Origin of the sequence: Enterococcus sp. DIV1411a, assembly GCF_050531945.1 — a bacterium.
Lineage (GTDB): Bacteria > Bacillota > Bacilli > Lactobacillales > Enterococcaceae > Enterococcus_B > Enterococcus_B faecium.
In genome coordinates this window covers 1,607,329-1,631,779 of sequence record NZ_CP172892.1, presented here as the reverse complement: position 1 = coordinate 1,631,779, position 24,451 = coordinate 1,607,329, and the positions used below count along the sequence as shown (strand labels likewise).

Below are 24,451 nucleotides of genomic sequence, written 5' to 3'. Positions count from 1 at the left end.
AAAGAAGGGGAGTTTCTTGCTGAAATACTTTTTTGACCATCAATTGATTCATTACCCAGATAAAGAAATCACGGATTGGCGTGAAGCTATCGCCGAAAGCTGTCTTGTATTGATCGATAAGGAAATTATTGATGAAACGTATGTGGAGGAGATCATCCATTGTGTAGAAAAATACGGTCCTTATATTGTGATCGCACCTCAAGTAGCAATGCCGCATTCTTCAGAAAAAAGTGATGGTGTTTTTGGAACAGCTATTTCATTTACCAAGTTGAAACAGCCAATCCGTTTTGAAAGTGAAGGGGAGAATGAGGAGAAAACGGCTAGTTTGTTTTTTACACTCGCAGCAAAAGATCCAGAAGAACATCTAGAAAATATCCAAAAATTATCCGAATTATTAATGACAGATGGATTGGTTGAGCGTCTCATCTCTACGAACTCCATCGATGATTACCAAGTTGTGATGGCAGAATATAATTAATTGATAGAGGAGAAAAAAGATGGGGGAATTTTTGTTAAGCATTTGGACGTATTTTGCAACAAATATCTTGACGCAGCCAGCATACCTGATTGGTTTTATCGTGTTATTAGGCTATATTTTGCTGAAACGCCCGCTTCATGAATGCATCGCTGGATTCTTAAAGGCAACGGTCGGTTACTTTATTTTGACTGTTGGCTCTGGTGGTTTGGTCAATAATTTTCGGCCAATCTTGGTTGGACTAAAGGAACGGTTCAATTTGGATGCCATAGTTACAGATCCTTATTTTGGACAAAATGCTGTGGATGCTGGATTAATGGAGACATTTGGCCGTACCTTTGGAGATGTGATGATTTTATTACTGATTGCATTTGTTTTAAATATCTTATTAGTCCGTTTTCAGAAATATACGAAACTGCGTTCCGTTTTCACTACCGGAAACGTTCAGGTTCAACAAGCAGCTACCGCTTTTTGGATTTTACTGTTTTGCTTTCCTGATCTAGGTAGGATACAAGTATTGATTTTTATGGGACTGATTTTAGGTTGTTATTGGGCAGTAGCTTCTAACTTAACAGTAGGAATCACGCAGGAATTGACAGAAGGTGCCGGATTTGCAGTGGCACATCAGCAAATGTTCGGAATCTTTATATTTGCAAAATTAGCTGAGTGGATGAAAAAGCGGGATGAAAAGAAAAATAGATCAATCAAGCAAGACAAAAAAATTGAAGATATCAAATTACCAGGATTCTTGTCGATTTTCAATGAGAATATGGTTGCTACTTCGTTACTCATGCTATTTTTCTTTGGGATCATTCTGATTGTACTAGGCAAAGATTATTTGATTCAAGCGCAATTCATGCAAGAAGGGCAGAGTTTCTTATTCTACATTATGACGACTTCTTTAAATTTTGCGGTATATCTGGCGATCTTGCAATTAGGTGTTCGGACATTCGTCGATGAACTAACTCAATCTTTCCAAGGAATCTCAAACACGATTTTACCAGGAGCTGTTCCAGGAATTGACGTAGCTGCTACTTTTGGCTTTGGTTCGCCAAATGCGGTAACGATTGGGTTCTTGTTTGGTGCTTTGGGACAGTTTTTGATGATTGGTTTACTGATTTTATTGAAATCACCAACGATCGTCATAGCCGGTTTCATTCCGTTGTTCTTTGATAATGCCGTTATAGCAGTTTATGCCAATAACCGAGGTGGATTCAAAGCCGCTTGACTGTTCCCGTTTCTTTCAGGAATCATACAAGTAGGCGGTTCAGCATTATTCGCTACATGGATTGGGATGTCAACATACGGTGGTTATATCGGGATGTTCGACTGGGCAACAGCTTGGCCATTGTTTACAGTAATCATGAAAGTCCTAGGTTATGCTGGAATTGCCGTAGTTGTCATTGGTTTATTGGCTATTCCGCAGTTACAATATCGGAAAAATCCTGATGGTTATTTTTTGATTGTAGAAGACTATGACACATATGCAGAAAAGCAGAGAGTATAAAAGAAAATCTGATTAGACAACACTCATAATGGAGGGATTAAGATGAGAATTTTAGTATCGTGTGCAAATGGATCAGGAACAAGCTTGATGATGATGAGAAGTGTGGAAAAAGCAATGAAAGAACTAAACGTACCAATTACCAAAATCCATCATTGTGCCATTTCAGAGGGAAAAAGTTCAGCTGGCCAATACGATGTAGTTTTTACGCCAGTCAATTTTTTGAATATGTTTACTCAGGCAGAGAAAAAAGGAGTTACAGTTATCGGTATCAAAAATGTGATGTCAGTCAAAGAAATCAGTGAAAAATTTGCTGAAACAAAGTGGTACCAAAAAAACAAGTAAAGGAAGGAACTAAGATGAGCAGGCCGAATTTGCAAATTGCGTTAGATCACAATGACTTAGAACATGCATTAGGAGATGTTATGAAAGTTGGTGATGTAGTAGATATTATTGAAGTGGGCACAATTCTTTGCTTACAGGAAGGACAAAAAGCGATTCGCTGTATTCGCAGTATGTTCCCAGATAAAAAACTAGTCGCTGATACGAAATGTGCAGACGCTGGAGGAACAGTGGCGAGTAATGTTGCAAAAGCAGGAGCAGACTGGATGACAGTCATTTGTTGTGCAACGATTCCAACTATGGAGGCAGCACAAAAAGAAATAGGTGAATTGCAAGTAGAACTCTACGGCAATTGGACTTTTGAACAAGCCATGGATTGGCATAACATCGGTATCCGGCAGGTAATCTACCATCAAAGCCGTGATGCGCTGTTATCTGGTGAAACTTGGGGTGAAAAAGATTTATCGAAGATCAAAAAACTGATTGAACTAGGCTTTAATGTTTCTGTAACTGGTGGATTAAATCCACACACATTACACTTATTTGAAGGGATCGATGTGTATACCTTTATCACTGGTCGTGGTATTACAGCAGCAAATGATCCGATGAAGGCCGCACAAAACTTCAAAGATGAGATCATTCGTATCTGGGGGTAAGGAAATGGCTCAAATTGGGATTTATGAAAAAGCGTTACCCAAAGATATTTCATGGAAAGAACGTTTTTCCCTTGTAAAAGAAATGGACTTCGATTTTATCGAGATGTCGATTGATGAGACGGATGAGCGGTTAGCACGATTAGATTGGTCTGAAGAAAAGATAGCTGAGCTGAGAGAAGAGATGTTCAGCTCCGGTGTACGTATCCATTCGATTTGTTTAAGTGCGCATCGGCGATTTCCGTTTGGTTCTGCTGATCCAGAAAAGAAAAAAGCAGCGAAACAACTAATGAAAAAAGCAATCCATTTGGCGCATAATCTAAGCGTCAAAGTAATCCAAATAGCTGGATACGATGTTTATTATGAAGAGAAATCAATGAATTCCAGAGAAGACTTTATCGAAGAAATAAAAGAAAGCGTAAAGGAAGCTTCTAAATATGGCATCATTCTTTCCGTGGAAATCATGGATGATCCATTTATGAACTCCATTTCAAAATTTTTAGAAATCAAAGAACAGATTCATTCACCTTTTCTACAAGTATATCCAGACCTAGGCAATTTGTCCGCATGGCCGGAAAATAATCCGGCTCGAGAACTTGAGAAAGGGATCGATTATATCACTGCTATCCACTTAAAAGATACTTACCCTGTAACAAAAGAATATTCAGGCCAGTTTCGTGATGTTCCTTTTGGTAGCGGTTGTGTTGATTTTCTTGGATTATTAAGACATTTGAAACGTCTAGATTATGATGGAACATTTCTGATTGAAATGTGGAGTGAAAAAAGCCAAGACTTTCGAAGAGAAATCCAGCAGGCAAAAGACTACTTAAGTTCTAAATTGAAGGAGGCTGGCTATGATGTCTTGTGAAGAAAAAATTGCAGCAATGAAGCAACGTGTCCTTGAAGCAAATCTGGCATTGCCGCGATACGGATTAGTCAAATTGACTTGGGGCAATGTGAGTGAAGTGGACCGTGAGCTAGGAGTCATCGTCATTAAGCCAAGCGGTGTCAGATATGAATGCATGCAAGCAGATCAAATGGTGGTAACAGATTTGTCGGGAAATATAATAGAAGAAGATAGCTTAAAACCATCTTCAGATCTCCCCACACATGTTGTTTTGTATCAAACTTTTGAAGATATAACTGCTATTACTCATACTCATTCCACGCACTCCGTCATGTGGGCGCAAGCAGGACGCGATTTGCCAGCTTATGGCACGACTCATGCTGATGCTTTTTATGGTAAGGTTCCTTGTACACGCCAATTAACGAAAGAAGAAGTAAGAGAAGCTTACGAAGTTCATACAGGGAATGTGATTGTCGAGACGTTTAAGGAAAGAAAATTAGATCCAAACGAAGTCCCTGGAGTACTTGTCTATGGACATGGACCGTTCACATGGGGGGATTCACCTATGAAAGCAGTAGAAAACAGTTTGATCTTAGATGAAATTTGTCTGATGGCCAAAGAAAACGAGCTGATCAACCCCAATATATGTGAAATCCCGCAATATTTACTAGATAAACATTATTTTCGCAAACATGGAAAGTATGCATACTACGGGCAATAGAGATGCTAGGGTAAGGGTAGAAAATTAAAAGATAACACTTGATAGAGAGAAACAGAGGTTGTGAAGAAAATTTATCACAACCTTTTTATTTATCAAAAAGGATGCATTCTAAAAGGAAAGAGGAATTTTAAGGAATCGAGAGAATCTTTACAGGAGAGTTATATGTGATAGATTAAATAGTCAAAGAACTGTATTATTAGAGGGAGAATTGTATAAGAAAGGAAGAAAAAAATGAATATTGATTCCCTTATGATCGATGAGATTTCTGAATTATATAAGAGCGTTGGTTGGACGAATTACACAAAAGACACTGCAAGGTTAGCTAGAGCATTTGAACAATCTGAATCTCTGATAAAGCGTAATGGGGAAGGGAAGATTATCGGAATCGTTCGTTGGATCACTGATTTTGCGACGATCGCATTTATTCAAGATATCCTCATTCATCCGAGGTATCAGCGCCAAGGAATAGGCAAAGTGCTTTTGAATGAAGCTTTGGAGAAGATCACTAGTTATGGACCAGTCCAAATCGAATTATTGACAGATGATACTGAGAAAACAAAAAAATTTTATGAATCAGTAGGATTTGTTCAAGTAAAGGAAATGGGTGGTATTTCTTATGTCATAGATACTAGAAGAAAAAAGGTGCTTTTTGGTAATGACAAATAACATATAATAACGTACAAAAGAAAAAATTCTAGCTTAGTTCTTTAGAAAAACAAGAGGATAGACTTAGTATCACTCAATCTATCCTCCAATGCTCAGCTATTTTATTTTTTTACTCACCTCTTTATCAAATACAATTTTTTGCAAATTCGAACTAATATAAAAAATGAACACATGATTTTTTTTTAAAGCAAATGCTATGCGATAATTTTTTTTATTAATTTTGACTTTCATCTCGTATATTCCTTTTGCCGAACGAGTACGCACTGGCTTTATACGAAAAAAATTATGCTCCAAATACTCTGTCACTTTGTGGGAAATTGCTTCTTTATACATGAAATGTTCTTCTTGTGGAAATTGCTTAAGTAGTTCACTGTCAAATTCAACAGTATAATCCATGTTTTATTTCCTTTCTATACTGATACATTATAAAAATAAACAATTTTATAAGTCTCTATATTTCATGATGAATGACAAGTATATTTGATTCATCTTGATATAGCTCTACGAGATCTCCAATTCCAGGATACATATTGAAATAATCATATGGTATACAAACATTTATTTTTTTTCAATTGTCAACACTGCGTCTTCTTCTTCTAATTCTATAATCTTAGCAATTTGTACGTCGCTTTTCATGTGTGATCTTCCTTTCTATACATTGGATTTACTTTTCGATGATATCTACAACAGCTTTGCCACAAGTCAGTTCTTTTTCTAGCTCGTTCTTTATTTTTATGGCACATGGTTTGGAAAAAGGAGCAGCTTCTTTCCATGAACCAAGTAAAGGATATTCGTTACTGATACCTTTCACATATTGTTTGTTTTTGACGCCTTTTGTTTTTACTTCTACATAATACATTTGATCCTCTTCGGGAGCGTCAATAATTTTGTGTAAATAAATTGTCCTCCTACAAAATAATTAGTTACTCAGTAAACATTGAAACTAATGTATCGGTTACCTGTTGAAAACCTTTATGGCTTCTGTTTAGAAATTTTTGATTGTATGTATCAAAAATGCTGACTAGAAAGCGTTCTAGTGATTCTTCATTTTGAAACTGCTCTTTTCTACGGCTGTATCTTTTAATTTGCTTATTGAAAGACTCGATTAGATTGGTTGAGTAAATGGTTCTACGAATGCTAGGTGGAAAATCATAAAAAGTTAATAAGTCTTGGTTTTCTATGAGTGACTGCGTCACTTTAGGATAGTTTTTCTTCCATTTCTCAATCATGCCGGATAAGAAGGTATTCGCTTCTTCTTTTGAGTTAGCTTGATAAACAGCCTTAAAGTCATCACAGATTTCTTTTCGGTCTTTGACACGTACTTTATGAGCGATATTACGAGATACATGGATACAACAATGCTGATATTTTGCTTTAGGATAAATTTGATGGATAGTATCTTTCATGCCTTTTAAGCCGTCCGTAATAAAAAGCAAGACTTCTTGAACTCCTCTGGAGTTAATATCCTGTAGCAGCTCATTCCAAACGTATGTTGATTCAGTTGGAGCAATCGCATAACTCAGTACTTCTTTAGTGCCGTCTTCTCGTATACCAATGGCAATATAAATCGCTTCTTTGGATACGGTTTGACGTTTTAGTGGAATGTAAGTAGCGTCCATAAAAATAGCGACATACTTATCATTTAAGGCTCTGGATTTAAAGGCATTTACTTCTTCAGTCAGAACTTTAGTCATGTTGGACATGGTTTGTGGAGTATAGTGATGACCGTACATTTTTTCGATCAAATCAGCAATTTCAGACATCGTAACACCTTTTTCGAATAAATGGATAATAGTGGTTTCCAATGTATCGTTTGTTCTTTTGTAGGCTGGTAAAGTTTGTTGTTTAAACTCACCATTACGATCTCTAGGTATTTCCAATGTTAATTCACCATATTCGGTTTTGATTGATCGAAAGTAAGAACCTTTTCTCGAATTACCTGAATTAAAACCAGTGCGATCATATTTTTCGTAATCTAAAAAAGCCGTTAATTCAGTCCGTAGGAGTGTGTTTATCGCTTTTTCTAAGTGCGAACGGAATAATTCATTTAAATCGCCTTTAGTGACTAGAGTTTGCACAATTTCTGTAGTAAAATCATTCATAGGGAAGTCCTCTTTTCTGTGAATTGGTTGTCGTTAACTTTATTCTACAGAAGGGACTTCCTTTTTTGTATGGATTTTTTCATTTACACAAAATATTTTATACTCTCTAATTGACATCGATGAAACAGATAACGTCAAGGATTTGATCAAAAAATTATTATCGGATGACCGAACGGTGATTGTCACGACCATTCAAAAAATGAATCATGTGATGCGCCGTTTTTCTGATAAAGAAGGGACTAAACGCTTTACACAATTAACGCAACTGCGCGTAGCTTTTGTTGTCGATGAATGTCACAGAGCAGTTAGCCCGGCGAAGAAAAAAGAAATCGAAGAATTTTTTGTCCAATCATTATGGTATGGATTTACAGGAACACCTATTTTTGTAGAGAATGCTCGAAAAGAAATCGGTAATCTACCAAGGACAACCAAACAACAGTATGGAGAATGCCTACATGAATATACAGTAAAAGAAGCTATTCACGATAATGCTGTACTAGGCTTTCAAGTAGAATATAAATCGACGTTTTCTGAAGAAGAATTAGACAAGACAATCATTGCGTTAGATAATTCCGGTGAATTAGACCCGGATACTCTAGAAGTAGCAGAAAAAGAAGCTCGTCTTCCTAAAAAAGTATATGAGAATGATAACCATATGTTGGAGGTCATTCATTCGATTATCAATAAATCTCGTAAAAAATTAGGATTTGCGAAAGGTGTCGGACAAACCTATAACGCTATATTGACAACGAGTTCGATTGCTCAAGCCCAACGTTATTATGATCTCATTAAAGCAGTGAAAAAAGAGGAGTCATCGGTAAAAATTGATGAAGCAACGAAGAGAGTCTTGCCAGATTTTCCTAAAGTGGCAATCACTTATTCTATTTCTGAAAATGAAGAAGCATCTATTTCAAATCAGGAAAAAATGAAAGAATCTATCAAAGATTATAATCAAGAATTTGGGACCAATTTTACCCTCGAAACAATGAGAGCTTATAATCGAAATATAAATGATCGCTTAGCTAGAAAGAAAGAGAAGTATTTAGCTAGATCAGAACAATTAGATTTGGTTATCGTAGTTGATCGATTACTTACAGGTTTCGATGCGCCTTGTTTATCTACGTTGTTCATTGACAGGGCACCTATGCAACTACATGAATTGATTCAAGAATTCTCTCGAACGAATAGATTATTTGACAAAAGCAAGAAATATGGACAAATCGTAACTTTCCAGACGCCAAAAATATTTGAACAAAAAGTGAAAGAAGCGTTGATTCTTTATTCAAATGGGGGAGAAGATGAAGTGCTTGCGCCTACTTGGCTAGAAGCTAAAGAACGTTTTGTAGAGGCAAGTGAGCAATTAATCGAAATAATGAGTGATCCAGTCAATGCTCAAATAGACAATCTAAACAAGGCAGATTTGAAAAAATTTGTTAAAGCTTTTCAAAAATTTGACAAAACCTTTACTGCGATACAAGTATATTCGGAATTCGATTCAACTCAAATGGGCACAGAATTTCCAATTTCTATTGATGAAGTAGAGATATATCATGGGAATTATGTAAATGCATTGGAACTTCTTAAAGCTGAAATAGATGATGGAAACGATCCAGAAGTAGAAATTGATATCGAATATGAATTAGAATCAATTAAAACAGAAGAAATCAATTATGAATATATACTAATGTTGATTCAAGCTTTTGTACCGAGTGGTAATACAGAATACGAATTATTTGCGAAAGAAGATAAAAAAGCAACAGAAGAAATCGATCGTTATTTAAATGATTTAGAGAAAACTAATCCGCAAATTGCACGGTTAATGCGTAGCTTATGGAAAGATATTTTAATTGATCCTGAAAATTATCGAGATAAAAATGTTTCTCATTTACTAGAAGAGATGATTCAAGCAAAACAATATGCGGCAATCAAAGATTTTTCTGATAAATGGCATGTTGAAGAAGAAGAATTAGCGTATGTCGTCGCAAATTATAATGTAAAAAAAGAAAAACAAAGTGGTGAAAGTGAGTTGAAACAATCAGCTGATTATGAGGGATACAAAGCATCCACTGAAAAACCACTTTCTAAATTGAAATATTGGAAAACGGTACGTAATGATTTTGAGAATGTAATGAAAAACCAAATATTGCCATTGCAAAGAAGATAAGGAAACTATATCGTTTTGTGGTATGTTCTTTATTAGAACGTTAATACATGTGGATGTCAGGACTTATTCGCTGTTTAAATAATCTAGTTGATTTTGCTTCTCGTAAAATAAATGATAAAAGAGTTAAAAGAAACATTTCAGAAGATTTCGAAGGTTATATTTATTTACAAAAATCAGGAAATATCTATCAAACCCTTTAACCTACAATTTAATTTATTGTTAAATATCTAATTTTGCTGAATCTATAATTGGTTCGACAAGATGTAAGTTCGAACTAGCAAAAAAGATAGATTGTTTGTTTAGACACATTAATAAAAAGCTAGTCATCGTAATAAGTAAGACTTGTTTACGATGACTAGCTTTTTATTTTAAAATTGAAGAAACTAATTCATCTTTGCGACCCAATCCCTCGCTTGCTCGATTTCGTCCATCGTCAACTGATGACCTGTTACAGTTAGCTGGATGGTCACATTTGCTTGGCGTGTTTCGAATTGATCGGCCAATTCTTTAAAGGAAGCAGGGGAAACGATTGGATCGTTATCACCATAAGAAAGCCAGACGGTTTTATCCTCTAATGTGGAATGGCTTTGATGAACACCTAGAGACATTGGATGGAAAAACAACCCTTTATTTAGCTCGGTCTCACGCTCCAATAATAGATGGGCAGCGATATTTGCGCCATTTGAATAGCCGACAAGCAGCCAATCACTTAACGGTATCTGTTCTGTTTCGCTGATTTCTTTGATTTTTTCATGGAGTTTATCTGTTTCTTTTTCCAAACTGTCCAGGTCGAATTGATTCAATCCATTACGCTTGAAAAAACGATTCATCCCATCTTCTTGGACCGTGCCACGAAAAGAAAGCAACGTACTGTTTGGTGCAAGAAAGTGAGCGATATCCAGTAAAGAATGTTCGTCTCCACCTGTGCCATGAAGTAAGATCAAATGTTTGCCACTTGTTCCTTTTTCAAAAATGTAGGTCATTTTGTTCCCTCTTTTCTGTTTCTATAGATGCAAATGAAGTAGCATGAAGAGATTATTCACGTTTTTTATTTGCATCACTTGTATCGAAAGGACGGACATAGGCTTCAATGGCTTCACGACGTTCTTCTAAGAATGGAGGAAGAGATAGTTTTTCTCCAGCGGATTCTGCTGGTTCATCTTCAAGGAATCCAGGACCATCAGTTGCTAATTCAAACAGTACGTGATGAGCGGCTAGGAAGTACTCAGATTGGAAATAGAAACGATCGACGAAACCAGAATTTGGCAATTCAATCTTATTGATTACTTGAATCCAGTATTCCAATGCTTCTTTGTCTGCTACACGCAATGCTAAGTGATGGATATTTCCAAATCCTTCGATTGCTTTTGGCAAGTCTGTCCGATGTTCAATAATGATGCTTGCACCATTTCCGCCTTCACCGATTTCAAATAAGTAGAAATCTCCTGAATGGTCTGTTTCTTTGAATCCTAAGATTTTTTCAAGAATCAAGCGGATATGCTCTAATTGACTGACACGGACAAAGACAGGTCCAAGTCCTGTGATCGCAAACTCTGTCGGTACATTGCTGTTTTTCCAAGGAATGCCAGCTGCTACACCTTGATTGTTTTCGTCAGAGATCAATTGATAATACTGATTATCGAAATCTTCAAATTCGATATATTTTTTGCCGAAACGTTCATTGATTGCTGAATGAGTAACGTCATATTTTTCAAAACGTTCCAACCAAAAGTCTAATGCTGCGTCACTTGGCACACGGAAATAAGCACGAGAGATCGTATCTGTTCCTTTTTTTCCTTTTGGCTGATTTGGAAAATCAAAGAAAGTCATATCTGTTCCTGGCGCACCAGTATCGTCTGTAAAGTAAAGATGGTAAGTTTCGATGTCATCTTGGTTAACTGTTTTTTTGATTAAGCGCATTCCTAAAATATCTGTAAAAAAGCGGTAGATTTTTGTAGCGCTAGATGTCATTGCTGTGACGTGGTGAATTCCTCTGATTTGTGTATCCATGATAAATTTCCTCCTGTTAACTTACAAAAAGTAAGTAATTGATTTAGACATAGTATAGAGGGTGCATCTCTATTTTGCAATTAATTTGTCTTCTAAAGTATCAGGAAGGAATCAAGAATGGAAAAGAGGAGGGACGGATCAATAAAATAAAAAGACTTACGACTAGCTGTATCGATTTCAAAAAAACTAGCTTTAAAAAGCTAACTTTAGAATCATTACGGGTGGTCATAAGTCTTTTTATGCTGAGTTATTTTTTCATTTTTGAGCTAATGCTTAGGATAGGATAGAATGTTGATTTCACGATCTCTTCTTGTTACTTGAAACTGCTTACCACTGTCACGATCTCTTGGTAAACGGCTTTTTCACAACCTCTTTGGTTAAGTTGAACGCACATCCAGCACAGAATAGTTCCGAACATCAAATCGGTTTCGGCTGGAAGAATATTCAATCGGCTGTCCATCTTTGAGATAGACGACTTGCTGAACTTCCAGTACAGGATCGTTTTCTGCACAGTTCAAATATTGCTGATCATATTCATCACTTTTATCTGCAGAAATAGCACGATAAGCCCCTGCAAAATGGACATTCAATTCTTGATGAAGATGATCATAGATAGAGGCTAACAAATGTTCTTTTTTTAAACCCGGCACAAGATGGACTGGCATAAAGGTATGCTCTAAAACATATGGCTCGCCATCTAAGATCCTTAACCGGTGAATATTGTAGACAGGTTGCTCGGCATCGATCATCAATCGTTCTTGGATATATTGATTAGGGAATTCAACATCAAAATGAATGATTTGACTCTTCAAAGAACGATGTCTGCGTTTCATTTGGAGACTCAAACCTTCATACTCGTTAGCGGGCGATGTGTCTTTTTGCATAAATGGATGATTCAAGATTTTCGTTCCTGATCCTCGCTGCGAATAGACAAGTCCTTCCATTGCTAAGATATTGATGGCTTTTTTGATTGTCATCCGGCTCGCACCAAATTCTTTTACCAAGTCGACTTGATTAGGCAAAAAACTATCGGGAGGATACTCTTTTGAACGGATACGTTCTCTTAAAATATTTGCGATTTCTTCGTATTTTGGCACGTTATTCACCTCTTCTAGAGTATAACGAAAGATTATGCTTCCGACAACTCGAAGTAGCATCTGGAACATTGTTTATTCGAAAAAAGAGGTCATGACAAGTTTTTGTCACAACCCCTTAATGATCTATTAAGCAATATCTAAATCTGGTTGTTTATCTAGTACTTTCAGGAATGGGTACCAGATAAAGGCAACGATGACAAAGTCGATGACTTGCAGCATACCACCAAGCCATGAATTTGTTGCTAAGACACCGCTTGCAATGATTGGCACAGTCCATGGAACAGAGACGCCAGTTGGTGCAGGGACAAGTCCAGCAGCCATTACCAAATAATTGAACGTCGTTACGATTAGAGGTGCCACAACCCAAGGAATAAGGATTGTTGCATTCAATACGATCGGTAGACCGAAGATCGCTGGTTCATTTACATTGAAAATACCAGGTGCTAAAGCTAATCGTCCAACATCACGATACTGTTTCTTTTTAAGAACAAAGGCCATCAATAAAACGACAGCTAAAGTCATTCCAGAACCACCAATACCAACAGTGAAGGTTTCCATGAATGGTTTTGTGATGATGTGTGGTAATTCTTTTCCATGTTGATAAGCTTCTAAGTTATCAAGCATCAGTGTATTCCAAATCGGGTCCATTACAGAGTTGACGATGATTTGTCCGTGAAGTCCGAAGAACCATAAGAATTGGACAAAGAACAAAGCAATCAATGTTGCAGGTAAACTACTTCCCAAACCAGTTAATGGTTTTTGGATCACTTCATAAACGACGTCATGTAAGTTAGCATTGAAAATACCAGTCATCACAGCATTGATTACTAAGAAAATAGTTAGTGTCACTACAGCAGGGATCAAAGCGGCAAATGATTTTGTTACTGCAGGCGGAACTCCATCAGGCATTTTGATCTGCCAGCCGCGTTTCGTGATTCTGCAGTAGATTTCTCCAGCCAAGAAAGCAGCGATCATTCCAATGAACATTCCTTTTGCGCCAAGACGATCAAGTGAAAGCACACCAGTCACATCTTCACCGCCAGCGGTTTTCATTGCAAAAGGCGTAAGAATCAAGAAGCTGGCAAAAGACACGGCACCACCGAAAATACCTTCAACGTCATAAGATTTTGATAAATAATAGCCGATACCAAAAGTAACAAAAACCGACATGATGCTCATTGTTGCATTTTGCCCATTACCGAATAAGTTCGATAAAGTTCCCTTTGTTGCGTCACTGAAAAAAGGCAAGTTATTGATAACGACAACGATCGAACCGAACATCGTTAAAGGGAAGGAAAGCATGAAAGCATCCCGCAGCACTGTAAGGTAACGATTTTGCCCTAATAAATTAGCTAAGGGCATGATTTTCTCAGAAAGCTTGTCCATAAAACCGTTCATTTTTATTCACCTCAAATTTATTTGCAATCGATTACATACAAAGTATAACGCCAAAAATTTTAAATGTCTAGTCATTTTCATAAAAAGTATTGATTTATTTTTTAGGGTTCGTTATGATTACGGTATCAAGAAAAAAGAGAGGAAGTAAAAAAATGAAAACCTACACATTCCCAGAAAATTTTTGGTGGGGTTCTGCTGCTAGCGGACCGCAAACAGAAGGAAGAGTAAGTGATGATGGTAAAGGAGAAAATATTTGGGATCATTGGTATGAATTAGAGCCCGAAAAATTCTTCGATCAAGTAGGACCTGAAAAAACTTCGCAAGTTTACACAAAATACAAAGAAGATGTTCAGTTAATGAAAGAAACTGGCCATAACACATTTCGTACATCTATCCAATGGAGTCGTTTGATTCCAGAAGGGACAGGTGAAATCAATCAAAAAGCTGTTTCTTTTTATCGAGATTATTTTACTGAATTGCTGGATAATGGTATTGAACCTTTTGTGAACCTTTACCATTTCGATATGCCACTACCACTGCAAGAAAAAGGCGGGTGGTTATCAAGAGAAACGGTCGACGCTTATGTTTCTTATGCAGCAGCGTGCTTTGAACTGTTTGGAGATCTGGTCAAAAAATGGTTTACTCATAATGAACCAATCGTACCTGTAGAAGGAGGCTACTTGTATCAATTCCACTATCCAAATCATATCAATATGAAAGAAGCGGTCCAAGTAGGCTATCATGAGAATCTAGCAAGCGCAAAGGCAATCAAAGCCTACCATGAAGGCGGACATGATGGTGAGATCGGAATCATCTTGAATCTGACACCAAGCTATCCGAGAGATGAAACGAACCCAGAAGATGTAAAAGCGGCGAAGATCGCTGACGCATTCTTCAACCGATCATTCCTTGACCCTGCAGTGAAAGGAGAGTTTCCACAAGAGTTGATCGAAATTGTCAAAGAATTGGCTATAATGCCAGAGATCCATGAAGGAGACCTAGAACTCATCCGTGAAAACACGATTGACCTGCTAGGAATCAATTACTATCAGCCTCGTCGAATCAAAGCAAAAGAAACTCCAATCAATCACGAACATAGCCCCATGCCAGATGATTATTTTGATAATTACGACATGCCCAATAAAAAAATGAATCCATATCGTGGATGGGAAATTTACGAAAAAGGAATCTATGATATTTTAACGAATACAAGAGAAAACTATGGTAATATCAAATGCTATATTTCTGAAAATGGGATGGGGGTCGAAGGAGAAGAACGATTTGTTAACAGCGAAGGAACTATTGAAGATGATTACCGGATTGAGTTCGTTACGGATCATTTGAAATACGTCCATCAAGCAATCCAAGAAGGAACCAATTGTGTGGGTTACCACATGTGGACATGTATGGACAACTGGTCTTGGACAAATGCTTATAAGAATCGCTATGGCTTTATCGCTGTTGATTTGGCACAAGACGGTAAACGGACGATCAAAAAATCAGGTCGCTGGTTTAAAACGGTCTCTGAAAAAAACGGATTTGATGCCTGATATTTTTTGATAAAACGTTCACAAAATGTTTGTTCTAACACTGTAATCGTGCTACACTAACAGTGAAGGAGGCGTTTACAATGGTAGATACTTATCGTAATATTTTAGTAGCAATTGATGGTTCTGAAAAGGCAGAAAAAGCATTTCTTGAGGCAATCACGATTGCCAAACGAAATCAGGCAACGTTGCACATCCTGTATGTCAATGAAGTAACAGGAAATTACTTTGGTGATTTTGCATTTGTTACAACAAGCCTTCAGGAAGAATTGGATGAGGTTGCGGAAAACCAGATGAAAGAACATCGAAACTTGGCAATTGAAAAAGGCCTGACAGATATCGAGACATATGTTCTTTACGGTTATCCAAAGACACTGATTGCTAATTTCCATGAATCGAAAGAACCAATCGATCTGATTGTCATGGGGGCGACAGGTCTGAATGCGGTAGAACGTGCACTAGTAGGTTCCACTACTTCCTATGTAGTCAACCACGCATCATGTAACGTCATGGTTGTAAAATAAATAAATTAAGGAAACAGAAAGCAAAAAAGCATAACGCTTCTTTTGCTTTCTGTTCCTTTTATTTTTTTGTAAAAAATTACTTTACCTGATGAAGTAATCATGCTATTCTAATTACAACGACAGATGGAGTAATATGGAGGAAAGAAAATGATTTCAAGTGATGGAATACGCGGATACAATGATGCGATTATTTTATCGATCCTTAACAAAAACGATTCTTATGGATATGAAATTTCTAAAACGATTCGTGAGATGACAAATGATTCCTATGTGATCAAAGAGACAACACTTTACTCCGTTTTTGCCCGTTTAGAAAAGAATCAACTGATTGTTTCGTATCCTGGAGAAGTGACTCATGGAAAAAAGCGGACATATTATAAAATCACTGAAATAGGGCGTAATCTTTTAGAAGAAAAAAAGCAAGAGTGGCTGACGACGAAAGACGTAGTCGATCAATTTTTGGAGGGAAATTAAATGGATACAATCCGTAATTATTTAGACAGTCTTTTTTATCGGAGTACCTCAAAGTACCGAGATAGATAAGCTGAAAACTGATTTGTTGGCAAATATGGAAGACCATTATCATGAATTGATGGGAGAAGGAAAAAATGAACAGGAGGCCATCGGTACAGTAATTTCGACATTTGGTTCAATCGATGAATTATTAGAAGAACTAGATGTCGAAAAAAAACATCAAGCTGACGAGACGGAAACAAACACAGCTTCTATTTATTTAAGCGAAGCAGAAAACTACTGGAAAGAATACAGAGCGGCAAGTCTCCAAGTGGCATCAGGTGTTCTATTCATTAGCTTATCTTTTGCAAGTTTTCTTTTCTTTTGTTCAGCAGGATATGTGTTCATGGGTATTTCTTGTCTGATTTTCGGTATAGCATTAGCTGTCGGTTTTTTTATTGCTTCTGGTATGAAAATCACACGTTTAAATCACTTTTTGCACCATCGGAAAATACCTGAAAAAGTATTAGCAGAAGCAAAAGAAAAAGAAGAAGAGTATCAGCGAAGTTTTGGCTTCTCACTGATTGCAGGAATTGGATTATGTATTTTTTCACTTTTCCCACTTTTGGCTTCTTTAATGTGGTATATGGATGGTAGTATCGGTGCCTCTATATTTTTTGTTACGGTAGGAACGGGAGTCTTCTTGATCATTTATGGCAGTCTGGTCCGTCATTCTTATCGTCAATTCACTCAAAGTGCTTATTACTGGTGAATGTATTCAGATTTGTAAAAATATTCTATTTATCCGGCGTAGAAAAAAAGACTGTGACACGCTTTTGTCACAGTCTTTTTTATATATAATAATTTAAAAATTCATCATCTAAATCCGTAGAATTTTCTAGATTGCTTACCCATGTAAAATCGTTATAGACAGATTTCAGTTGACTTCTGCGCCATTGTACAGGGATAAAAAGACGCATACTATCTTCATTGAATCCGACTAATAATTTCTTTCCGTCAGTAATGATGGGACGTTGTAACAAAGTAAAATGCGAGACGATCAGATCGACAAGCTCTGAGGTCGTACATTGGTCGATTTGATCTTTCAAATTTTTATAATCAATCGAGCGTTTAGCTAATAGATCGTCAAATCCGTTTTCTGTTAATGACAATAAATAAAATATCTCTTTCCTTGTTAAAGGCTGTTTAGGTGTGAAAATTCGTTCTCTGTAAGGCATTTGATGGTCTTTCAGCCAGTTTGCCATCAGATGGTAACTATGTGTGCGAGAAGAATAGATCGTAAGCATAAAAAAACTCCTTAAATAGTCCATTAATTTGTTAGATCTGTTGAGATAAATAATAGGTAAGGAGCTGTGCATAAGCATTGATCAAAACAACCCAAACATCATTAGAAATAACTTTCTAAAGTCTTAAACTTGCGACGAGAAACAACTAGACTAATAGAAAAAATGTCTTAGCCATTTGGCTTCCTGTTTGTTTTTTTGCTTATGCTGCAGCTCCTCGGGAAAGGGTTCTAACAATTTGAAGAAGGTTGATGATTGATCTAGTTTAAATTGTGTGAAATTTGAAATCTGGTGTTTTTACTAGATGAATCACCTAACAACTATGATTATAACTTATAGAACTTCTGTTTTGTATTCGGTTTTGTTATAGTTGTTATAAAGTTTTATTTTATTACAGAACATTTTTAATTAATAAAGAACAGTTAGAAGTTAAAATTGCTGATTCACATAGAGTTTATGACTTCTTGGAAATTCTTTTTCAATCAGTTTTTTCATCTGTTTATGAAATTCTTTTTTTTCAGTAAACATAAAGGTTTGGGTATCGTAACCTTCTTCATGTAGGAAATAGATTATTCCTTTTTCTGTGTTTTGCGTATAAGCTTTTATACTCCTGTCTTTTTTGAAAGAACAGATCGTATAGCCATCTATTTGGTCTGGTAGTCGTTTGATTTTCTTCAAAATGACTTTTTTATCCTCAAGTTTCATTTTTTTCACCTGACTTTATTTTTTTCATATGGAAATCATAGCGCCTTTGGTTATATGAAAACAAGAAGGATACTGAAATATATATAAATCAAATAGTGGTTATTTATTATTAGAATAGCGAATACAAATAAACGACCACTATTTTCTGATTTATTGCAAATGTTTTTTCAAATAAATTTGATTACCAAGAAAAGGTAGTGGTATATTTACTGAGGGATACTTTGAAAAACATATGATAGAAACAGTAACAGCATTATGAAAAATCTTTTTATAAAAATGGAGGAATCGATTTGATGGAAGATCAGTATGTACAAGCAATGACGATCGCAGGATCAGATAGCGATGGAAGCGCAGGGATGCAAGCAGATATGCATACATTCTTTACAAGAAATGTTTACGGTGTTTCTGTCATGACCGCATGTGTTGCAGGTAATTCTTACGGAATCGGAGCAAGTGTGACATTGCCAACAGATTTTATCGACAAAGAATTTGAACTGATTGCGAAGGACTTTCAAATACGTGCAGCTAAAACAGGTATGCTAGCAGATTCAAAGTTGATTGAGACAGTTGTAAAAAATTACCAAAAATATGATTTTGGACCATTAGTCGTGGATCCCGTAATCGTAACGAAACATGGAAATCTTTTACTAGAAGAATCTGCTTTGCAAAGCTTGAAAGAAAAGCTTGTCCCTTTGGCCGAAGTACTGACACCTAATTTTTATGAAGCAGAAAAGCTGACTGGACGGACATTAGCAGCTGAAGAAGATTTTGTGCAAGCAGCAAAAGAACTGCAAGATATGGGTGCAAAAAACGTTATGATCAAAGGACATCATGCTAAAAATGCGCAGCAAGAAACAGTCAATGACTACGTATTGCTCGAATCAGGAAAATCATTTTGGTTAAATGCACCATTTTATCCTACCGACCGGATCAACGGAACTGGCGATTCGCTATCTGCATGTATTGCAGCTGAGTTAGCGAAAGGAAAAACAGTTGAACAAGCGATCCGATTGGCAAAAGACTATGTAAACCGTGCAATTCGTGAAGAAATAAATGTAGGGCACAAATATGGCCCCATCAATCATTGGGCAGCTGGTGAATTAGAGTAAAAGAAAGAGGTCGTGAGCCTGCCGTCCAGCTCCGAGTCACAAGGAACAAGTTCAAAAAACAGCTTCTCATGTTTGTTGAATATTGTGACTTGTGACCGAGGAGTTGGCAGGAGAACACCGTTTGTTCGGAAGAAGGGACTGTGACAAGATTTTTGTCACAGTCCCTTTAATCTTAGTATATTTTTCTCTACTTGAATAAAAAAATTATAGGATTGGAGAAAATAATCGAGAAATTTGTTGCTTGAATAATAGCCAGTTAGACATTTCCTTGACTGTTTCAGTTGTCATGGATGAACAATGTGTCTCATCTTCTTTGAACTGAGTAGCAAGTTCTTCTAAAAACTCAGGATCGTAAATGACAGCACTTGTTTCAAAATTCAATCGGTAGCTACGAATATCTTGATTTGCTGAACCTACCATGCAGATTTCATCATCCATTATCAATGTTTTTGCATGGAGGAAGCCGTTCTCATAGACAAGGATTTGTACATTTTCCTTGATCAGCTGCCGAGCATAATATTGTGTTGCTCGATAAATAAAAGGATGATCCGGTTTGTTGGGAATCATGATTTTCACATCTACACCAGAGGCAGTTGCGATTTTTAAAGCAGCAATGACACTTTCATCAGGAACAAGGTAAGGTGTCTGTATCCAAACACGTTTTTTAGCAGAAGTAATCAATTTGATAAATGAAAGCTTGATTTGTTCCCTTTCGTTATTCGGTCCGCTTGAAACAAGCTGGATGGATGTATCAGCAAGCTTAGATTCATCTCGATCTGCTTTTTTAAAGAAATAATTCAAATGATAGCCGACCTTTTTTTCTTCAGGTACCGAGACGTTCCAGTCTGTTAAGAAGCGAAGCTGGAGCAAAGAAGAAGCGGCACCGAAAATCCGTATATGCGTATCGCGCCAATAGCCGAATTTTTTTGTTGTATTTACATATTGATTGGCAATATTGAAACCACCGGTATAACTAATCTTTCCATCGATCACAACGATTTTTCGGTGATCATGGTAATTCAATCGGAAACGAAGTAATGCCTTTTGTGAGGTAACAAATGTATGGACATGTCCACCATTTTTGATTAGACGATTGAAATCTTTTGCTTTTGTGCCATGAGAGCCAAATGCATCATATAATATTCGAACTTCCACGCCTTCTGCGGCTTTTTCTTCTAAAACATGTAAGACTTGCTGGCCGATATTATCTGTCACAAATGCGTAATATTCGATATGGATCGAATGTTTGGCTTTTTTTAGATCTTGAAGCAGTGAATCCAATTTCTCTTGTCCGTCTGTGAGAAGAGTGACAGAATTCATTCTTGTCAGCGGCATACGATTTAATGAAGAGAAGAAGTCAACAAATTGCTGTTTGTCTTTATCGCCCATGTCAGGATCGTAATGTTCAATGTTATCTCCTCTAAAAGACTGAAAGTTTTCTAATTCTTTCAAGTCACTTTGTCGGAGATAGAATTTTTTCTTATCCGTTAATCCACGTCCGAAAAATAAATATAATACAAAGCCCACCCCAGGAAGGGCAAACAATACTAAGAGCCATGCCCAAATGGCTGCTACATCTCGGGGTTTGATCAAAATAGCCACCAAAGCAATAAGTGCATTTAATAGATAAAGGGCGGTTATAATACTAGATACCACAAAAATGTTCCTCCTTACATACAATAACATTAGTATAGCATGATAGAAGAAAGAAGCCTACCAAGGTGAATATACTTTTCACTCCTTTCATGAAAATGTAGGTAAATCGGGCTAAAGTAGTTGCTTTTTGTAGGTTAATAAGGTAGGATATTAGTACAGTTGAATATCTCCTTAGGGGAGTAACCGGCAACGTTTGTTGCGATAATATCAACAGTAAGTTAACCAAATGGTTTTCTGGTATTGTATGAAATGGTGAGACCTAAGACAAATGCGTATTTGTCTTAGGTCTCTTTTTTTTCAGACAGGACTAGGGCCAAGATCAAAAAATGGGGGATGAAATTTGGAAAACAAGGAACAAGCACAACAAGCGGTCTATAAAGAAACGATCGACTCGTTGATGCAGCAAACGCAGAGCTCAACCGATGGATTGAGCACCACGCAAGCGAAGGAAAAATTAGAAAGAGATGGCTTGAACCAGCTAAAAGAAAAGCCGAAGAAGCCAACTTGGAAATTGTTCTTAGAAACTTTCAAAGATGCAATGGTTATCGTATTGCTGATTGTCGCACTGATTCAGATGGTCATGGGTGACTACATCGAATTCTTAGTTATTTTTGCAGTATTGATGTTGAATTCTATAATCAGTGTTGTCCAAACAAAAAAAGCAGAAGGTTCTTTAGAAGCGTTGAAAAACCTTTCAGCGCCCGATGCTCGAGTGATTCGTGATGGTAAGGAAAAAACGATTCCGGCAAACGAACTTGTGGTAGGAGATATCGTGTTGTTAGACGCAGGCGATTATGTACCTGCTGATGGACGTTTACTAGATGCGGGATCATTAAAAGTAGATGAAGGTATGCTGACAGGAGAGTCGACTTCTGCAGAAAAAGAAGTAACGGATATCACAAGTACGGTACCAATCGGAGATCGTACAAATATGGTATTCAGTGGAACGATCGTAACTTACGGACGCGGTAAATTCTTAGTGACTTCAACTGGGAATAATACGGAGATCGGACAAGTTGCTGGCCTTTTGGAATCAACAACTGAGCAAGTCACTCCGTTACAACGAGGTCTGGATAAATTCAGTAAAAAACTAAGTCTGGCTATTTTGGCATTGTCTTTATTGATTTTAGGTATCCAACTGTTTCGTATTTATCTTGGAGAAGGTACAGGAGATATGACTGCAGATATCGTCAGCGCAGTGATGTTTGCCGTAGCCGTAGCCGTAGCTGCTATTCCAGAAGCATTACAGTCTATCGTAACAATCGTGTTATCTTTGGGAACGAATAAAATGGCGAAACGTCATGCCATTATTCGGAAGCTTCCAGCAGTTGAAACACTTGGTTCGACAAGTATCATCTGTACAGATAAGACTGGTACATTGACACAAAACAAAATGACAGTTGTTGACTACTTTTTAGGTAATGGCGATACTGGGGATTTCACAAATGACCCTTCAAAATGGACAGCTGACGAACGTCGCTTGATCGAAATCAGTGTTTTAGCGAATGATGCATCGATCAGTGAAGACGGTACTAAATTGGGCGACCCTACGGAAGTAGCGTTTATCGACTTTAGTGAAAAATTAAACCAGCCTTATCAGGAAATCCGAAACAACTACCCAAGACAAGCAGAACTTCCTTTCGATTCTGATCGAAAATTAATGTCTACTGGACACACAATTGATAACAAAAATTACTTGTTTGTCAAAGGCGGACCAGATATCGTCTTCCAACGCAGTAAAAAAGTATTGCTAAATGGTGAAGTCGTTCCGATGACGGATGAATTGATGAAAAAATTCCAAGAGCAAAATGAAGCTTTTTCAACACGCGCATTACGTGTACTAGCTTTTGCTTACCGTCCACTTGATAATTTTGATTTATCATTTGAAGATGAAGACGATTTGATCCTTGTTGGTTTGCTTGCTATGATCGATCCTCCACGTGCTGAAGTGACTCAGGCGGTAACAGAAGCAAGAAGTGCAGGAATCAAAACAATCATGATTACTGGTGACCACAAAACAACAGCTGTTGCTATCGCAAAACAAATCGGGATTTTTGAAGAAGGAAACCTGGCTTTGACCGGGACGGAACTAGATGAATTGACAGAAGATCAACTAAACGAAGTTTTAGAAAAAGTCACTGTTTATGCACGTGTTTCACCTGAGAATAAAATTCGTATCGTTCGTGCTTGGCAAAATAAAGGTCATATCTCAGCTATGACAGGTGATGGTGTAAATGACGCACCAGCATTGAAACAAGCAGACATCGGAATTGCTATGGGAACGGGTACAGATGTGGCAAAAGATGCAGCAGCGATGGTATTGACGGATGATAACTTTGCTTCTATTGTCAGCGCAGTAGAAGTAGGACGTAATGTGTTTGATAATATCAAGAAAGCTATTTCTTATCTATTTGCAGGAAATTTAGGTGCGATCATTGCGATCATCTTTGCCTTAGTTGCTGACTGGTCCAATCCATTTACAGCATTACAACTGTTGTTCATCAATTTAGTCAATGATTCACTGCCAGCAATTGCATTAGGTACAGAAAAAGCTGAACCTGCTACGATGAACCGCCCGCCAAGAGATCCAAATTCAGGAATCTTTACGGACAAAACATTGATTTCTGTAACGTATCGTGGTGTGCTGATTGGGATTGCTGTTATCTTTGCTCAATGGCTTGGCATGCAGCATTCACCTGAATTCGGTGTAGCCATGTCATTTTCAACATTGATTTGGTGTCGGACATTGCAAACATTCCCAGCACGTTCAAACACACAAACAGCTATCCAAGCAGGGTTCTTCTCTAACAGAAGTGTCTTACTAGCTGTAGTTGTATGTAGCGCGCTTTACTGCTTAACAATGATCCCAGGACTGAAAGAAGTCTTCTCTATCCCATCAGCATTTGGATTGACAGAAGTCTTTACATGTATGGGAATCGCACTTGTGACAATTGTTTTGATGGAGATCACTAAATTGATCATTGTACGAGTACAAGGAAATAAATAAAACGAATCAACGAGGTTGTGAGCCTGCCGTTTAATTCTGAGTCACAAGGTGCAATTTCAACAAACAGCTTCTCATGTTTGTTGAATATTGTGACTTGTGACCGAAGAGTTGGCAGGAGAACACCGTTTAAGGAAGAAGTTGTAAAATCAGCATTTTGAGCTAATACT

Annotated in this window: 22 protein-coding genes and 2 pseudogenes; 14 read left to right on the top strand and 10 right to left on the bottom strand. The window is 37.2% G+C overall.

The annotated features are described in order from the left end of the window. Nucleotides 1-16: 16 nt before the first annotated feature. The 7 genes and pseudogenes from IGJ87_RS07850 to IGJ87_RS07820 all read left to right on the top strand — a co-directional run bounded on the left by IGJ87_RS07850 (nucleotide 17) and on the right by IGJ87_RS07820 (nucleotide 5,208). Nucleotides 17-478, top strand: a complete 462-nt coding sequence (locus tag IGJ87_RS07850; RefSeq protein ID WP_002295331.1) for a PTS sugar transporter subunit IIA — start codon at nucleotides 17-19, stop codon at nucleotides 476-478. A 19-nt stretch (nucleotides 479-497) separates the two neighbouring features. Then, nucleotides 498-1,982: pseudogene (locus IGJ87_RS07845) on the top strand (PTS ascorbate transporter subunit IIC). Between the two features lie 42 nt (nucleotides 1,983-2,024). Next, nucleotides 2,025-2,324: a PTS sugar transporter subunit IIB gene (locus tag IGJ87_RS07840; protein ID WP_002288830.1), complete on the top strand. Its 300-nt coding sequence runs from the start codon at nucleotides 2,025-2,027 to the stop codon at nucleotides 2,322-2,324. A gap of 14 nt (nucleotides 2,325-2,338) precedes the next feature. Further along, nucleotides 2,339-2,977 carry a 3-keto-L-gulonate-6-phosphate decarboxylase UlaD gene (locus IGJ87_RS07835; protein WP_002288832.1) on the top strand — a complete coding sequence of 213 codons (639 nt, stop codon included), beginning with the start codon at nucleotides 2,339-2,341 and terminating at the stop codon, nucleotides 2,975-2,977. Nucleotides 2,978-2,981: 4 nt separating this feature from the next. Beyond that, on the top strand, nucleotides 2,982-3,842 hold the full coding sequence (locus tag IGJ87_RS07830) for an L-ribulose-5-phosphate 3-epimerase (protein ID WP_002323298.1): 861 nt from the start codon (nucleotides 2,982-2,984) through the stop codon (nucleotides 3,840-3,842). Next, complete coding sequence (locus IGJ87_RS07825) at nucleotides 3,832-4,542, top strand: L-ribulose-5-phosphate 4-epimerase (protein ID WP_002295327.1); 711 nt, start codon at nucleotides 3,832-3,834, stop codon at nucleotides 4,540-4,542. The genes IGJ87_RS07830 and IGJ87_RS07825 overlap by 11 nt, the downstream gene beginning before the upstream one ends. A 231-nt stretch (nucleotides 4,543-4,773) precedes the next feature. After that, nucleotides 4,774-5,208 (top strand): GNAT family N-acetyltransferase, encoded by a 435-nt coding sequence (locus IGJ87_RS07820; protein WP_002289050.1) that lies wholly within the window; start codon nucleotides 4,774-4,776, stop codon nucleotides 5,206-5,208. 96 nt (nucleotides 5,209-5,304) lie between these two features. Here the strand turns inward: IGJ87_RS07820 and IGJ87_RS07815 are convergent, their stop codons facing one another. From IGJ87_RS07815 to IGJ87_RS07805, 3 genes are all read right to left on the bottom strand, one after another. After that, entirely contained in the window at nucleotides 5,305-5,604 is a 300-nt protein-coding gene (locus IGJ87_RS07815; RefSeq protein WP_002289065.1) for a hypothetical protein, read from the bottom strand. 268 nt (nucleotides 5,605-5,872) lie between these two features. Further along, nucleotides 5,873-6,067, bottom strand: a complete 195-nt coding sequence (locus IGJ87_RS07810; RefSeq protein ID WP_002289063.1) for a hypothetical protein — start codon at nucleotides 6,065-6,067, stop codon at nucleotides 5,873-5,875. Nucleotides 6,068-6,131: 64 nt separating this feature from the next. Beyond that, a complete protein-coding gene (locus tag IGJ87_RS07805) occupies nucleotides 6,132-7,310 on the bottom strand; it encodes an IS256-like element ISEf1 family transposase (protein WP_430609097.1) in 1,179 nt (392 codons plus the stop codon). Nucleotides 7,311-7,383: 73 nt separating this feature from the next. On the opposite strand from IGJ87_RS07805, the gene IGJ87_RS07800 reads away from it, so the two are divergent. After that, nucleotides 7,384-9,474 (top strand): type I restriction endonuclease subunit R, EcoR124 family, encoded by a 2,091-nt coding sequence (locus tag IGJ87_RS07800; protein WP_317726802.1) that lies wholly within the window; start codon nucleotides 7,384-7,386, stop codon nucleotides 9,472-9,474. Between the two features lie 383 nt (nucleotides 9,475-9,857). On the opposite strand, the gene IGJ87_RS07795 is transcribed toward IGJ87_RS07800, so the two are convergent. The 4 genes from IGJ87_RS07795 to celB form a co-directional block, all read right to left on the bottom strand. Beyond that, complete coding sequence (locus tag IGJ87_RS07795) at nucleotides 9,858-10,457, bottom strand: alpha/beta hydrolase (protein WP_002323563.1); 600 nt, start codon at nucleotides 10,455-10,457, stop codon at nucleotides 9,858-9,860. A gap of 52 nt (nucleotides 10,458-10,509) precedes the next feature. Continuing rightward, entirely contained in the window at nucleotides 10,510-11,484 is a 975-nt protein-coding gene (locus tag IGJ87_RS07790) for a ring-cleaving dioxygenase (RefSeq protein WP_430609095.1), read from the bottom strand. A 377-nt stretch (nucleotides 11,485-11,861) separates the two neighbouring features. Then, the gene (locus IGJ87_RS07785; RefSeq protein ID WP_002294363.1) at nucleotides 11,862-12,581 is read right to left on the bottom strand and encodes a GntR family transcriptional regulator; all 720 of its coding nucleotides are present in this window, start codon (nucleotides 12,579-12,581) and stop codon (nucleotides 11,862-11,864) included. Between the two features lie 126 nt (nucleotides 12,582-12,707). After that, nucleotides 12,708-13,979 carry a PTS cellobiose transporter subunit IIC gene (gene celB, locus IGJ87_RS07780; protein ID WP_002294365.1) on the bottom strand — a complete coding sequence of 424 codons (1,272 nt, stop codon included), beginning with the start codon at nucleotides 13,977-13,979 and terminating at the stop codon, nucleotides 12,708-12,710. 152 nt (nucleotides 13,980-14,131) lie between these two features. Between celB and IGJ87_RS07775 the strand changes: the two genes are divergently transcribed. From IGJ87_RS07775 to IGJ87_RS07760, 4 genes and pseudogenes are all read left to right on the top strand, one after another. Next, a complete protein-coding gene (locus IGJ87_RS07775) occupies nucleotides 14,132-15,529 on the top strand; it encodes a glycoside hydrolase family 1 protein (RefSeq protein WP_002323562.1) in 1,398 nt (465 codons plus the stop codon). An 80-nt stretch (nucleotides 15,530-15,609) separates the two neighbouring features. Further along, on the top strand, nucleotides 15,610-16,050 hold the full coding sequence (locus IGJ87_RS07770) for a universal stress protein (RefSeq protein WP_002289467.1): 441 nt from the start codon (nucleotides 15,610-15,612) through the stop codon (nucleotides 16,048-16,050). A 147-nt stretch (nucleotides 16,051-16,197) separates the two neighbouring features. Then, on the top strand, nucleotides 16,198-16,524 hold the full coding sequence (locus tag IGJ87_RS07765; protein ID WP_002323561.1) for a PadR family transcriptional regulator: 327 nt from the start codon (nucleotides 16,198-16,200) through the stop codon (nucleotides 16,522-16,524). Next, nucleotides 16,525-17,275 (top strand): annotated as a pseudogene (locus IGJ87_RS07760) (permease prefix domain 1-containing protein). A 79-nt stretch (nucleotides 17,276-17,354) separates the two neighbouring features. Here the strand turns inward: IGJ87_RS07760 and IGJ87_RS07755 are convergent. Both IGJ87_RS07755 and IGJ87_RS07750 read right to left on the bottom strand, forming a co-directional pair. Beyond that, complete coding sequence (locus IGJ87_RS07755; protein ID WP_002289471.1) at nucleotides 17,355-17,810, bottom strand: Spx/MgsR family RNA polymerase-binding regulatory protein; 456 nt, start codon at nucleotides 17,808-17,810, stop codon at nucleotides 17,355-17,357. A 426-nt stretch (nucleotides 17,811-18,236) separates the two neighbouring features. Next, complete coding sequence (locus IGJ87_RS07750; protein WP_002289474.1) at nucleotides 18,237-18,512, bottom strand: hypothetical protein; 276 nt, start codon at nucleotides 18,510-18,512, stop codon at nucleotides 18,237-18,239. Between the two features lie 293 nt (nucleotides 18,513-18,805). On the opposite strand from IGJ87_RS07750, the gene thiD reads away from it, so the two are divergent. After that, on the top strand, nucleotides 18,806-19,621 hold the full coding sequence (thiD, locus tag IGJ87_RS07745; RefSeq protein WP_002323558.1) for a bifunctional hydroxymethylpyrimidine kinase/phosphomethylpyrimidine kinase: 816 nt from the start codon (nucleotides 18,806-18,808) through the stop codon (nucleotides 19,619-19,621). A 204-nt stretch (nucleotides 19,622-19,825) separates the two neighbouring features. Here the strand turns inward: thiD and cls are convergent, their stop codons facing one another. Next, nucleotides 19,826-21,277, bottom strand: coding sequence for a cardiolipin synthase (cls, locus tag IGJ87_RS07740; RefSeq protein ID WP_002323261.1), 1,452 nt, complete (start codon nucleotides 21,275-21,277; stop codon nucleotides 19,826-19,828). A 340-nt stretch (nucleotides 21,278-21,617) separates the two neighbouring features. On the opposite strand from cls, the gene IGJ87_RS07735 reads away from it, so the two are divergent. Next, nucleotides 21,618-24,284, top strand: coding sequence for a cation-translocating P-type ATPase (locus IGJ87_RS07735; RefSeq protein ID WP_002294372.1), 2,667 nt, complete (start codon nucleotides 21,618-21,620; stop codon nucleotides 24,282-24,284). The last annotated feature ends 167 nt before the right edge of the window (nucleotides 24,285-24,451 follow it).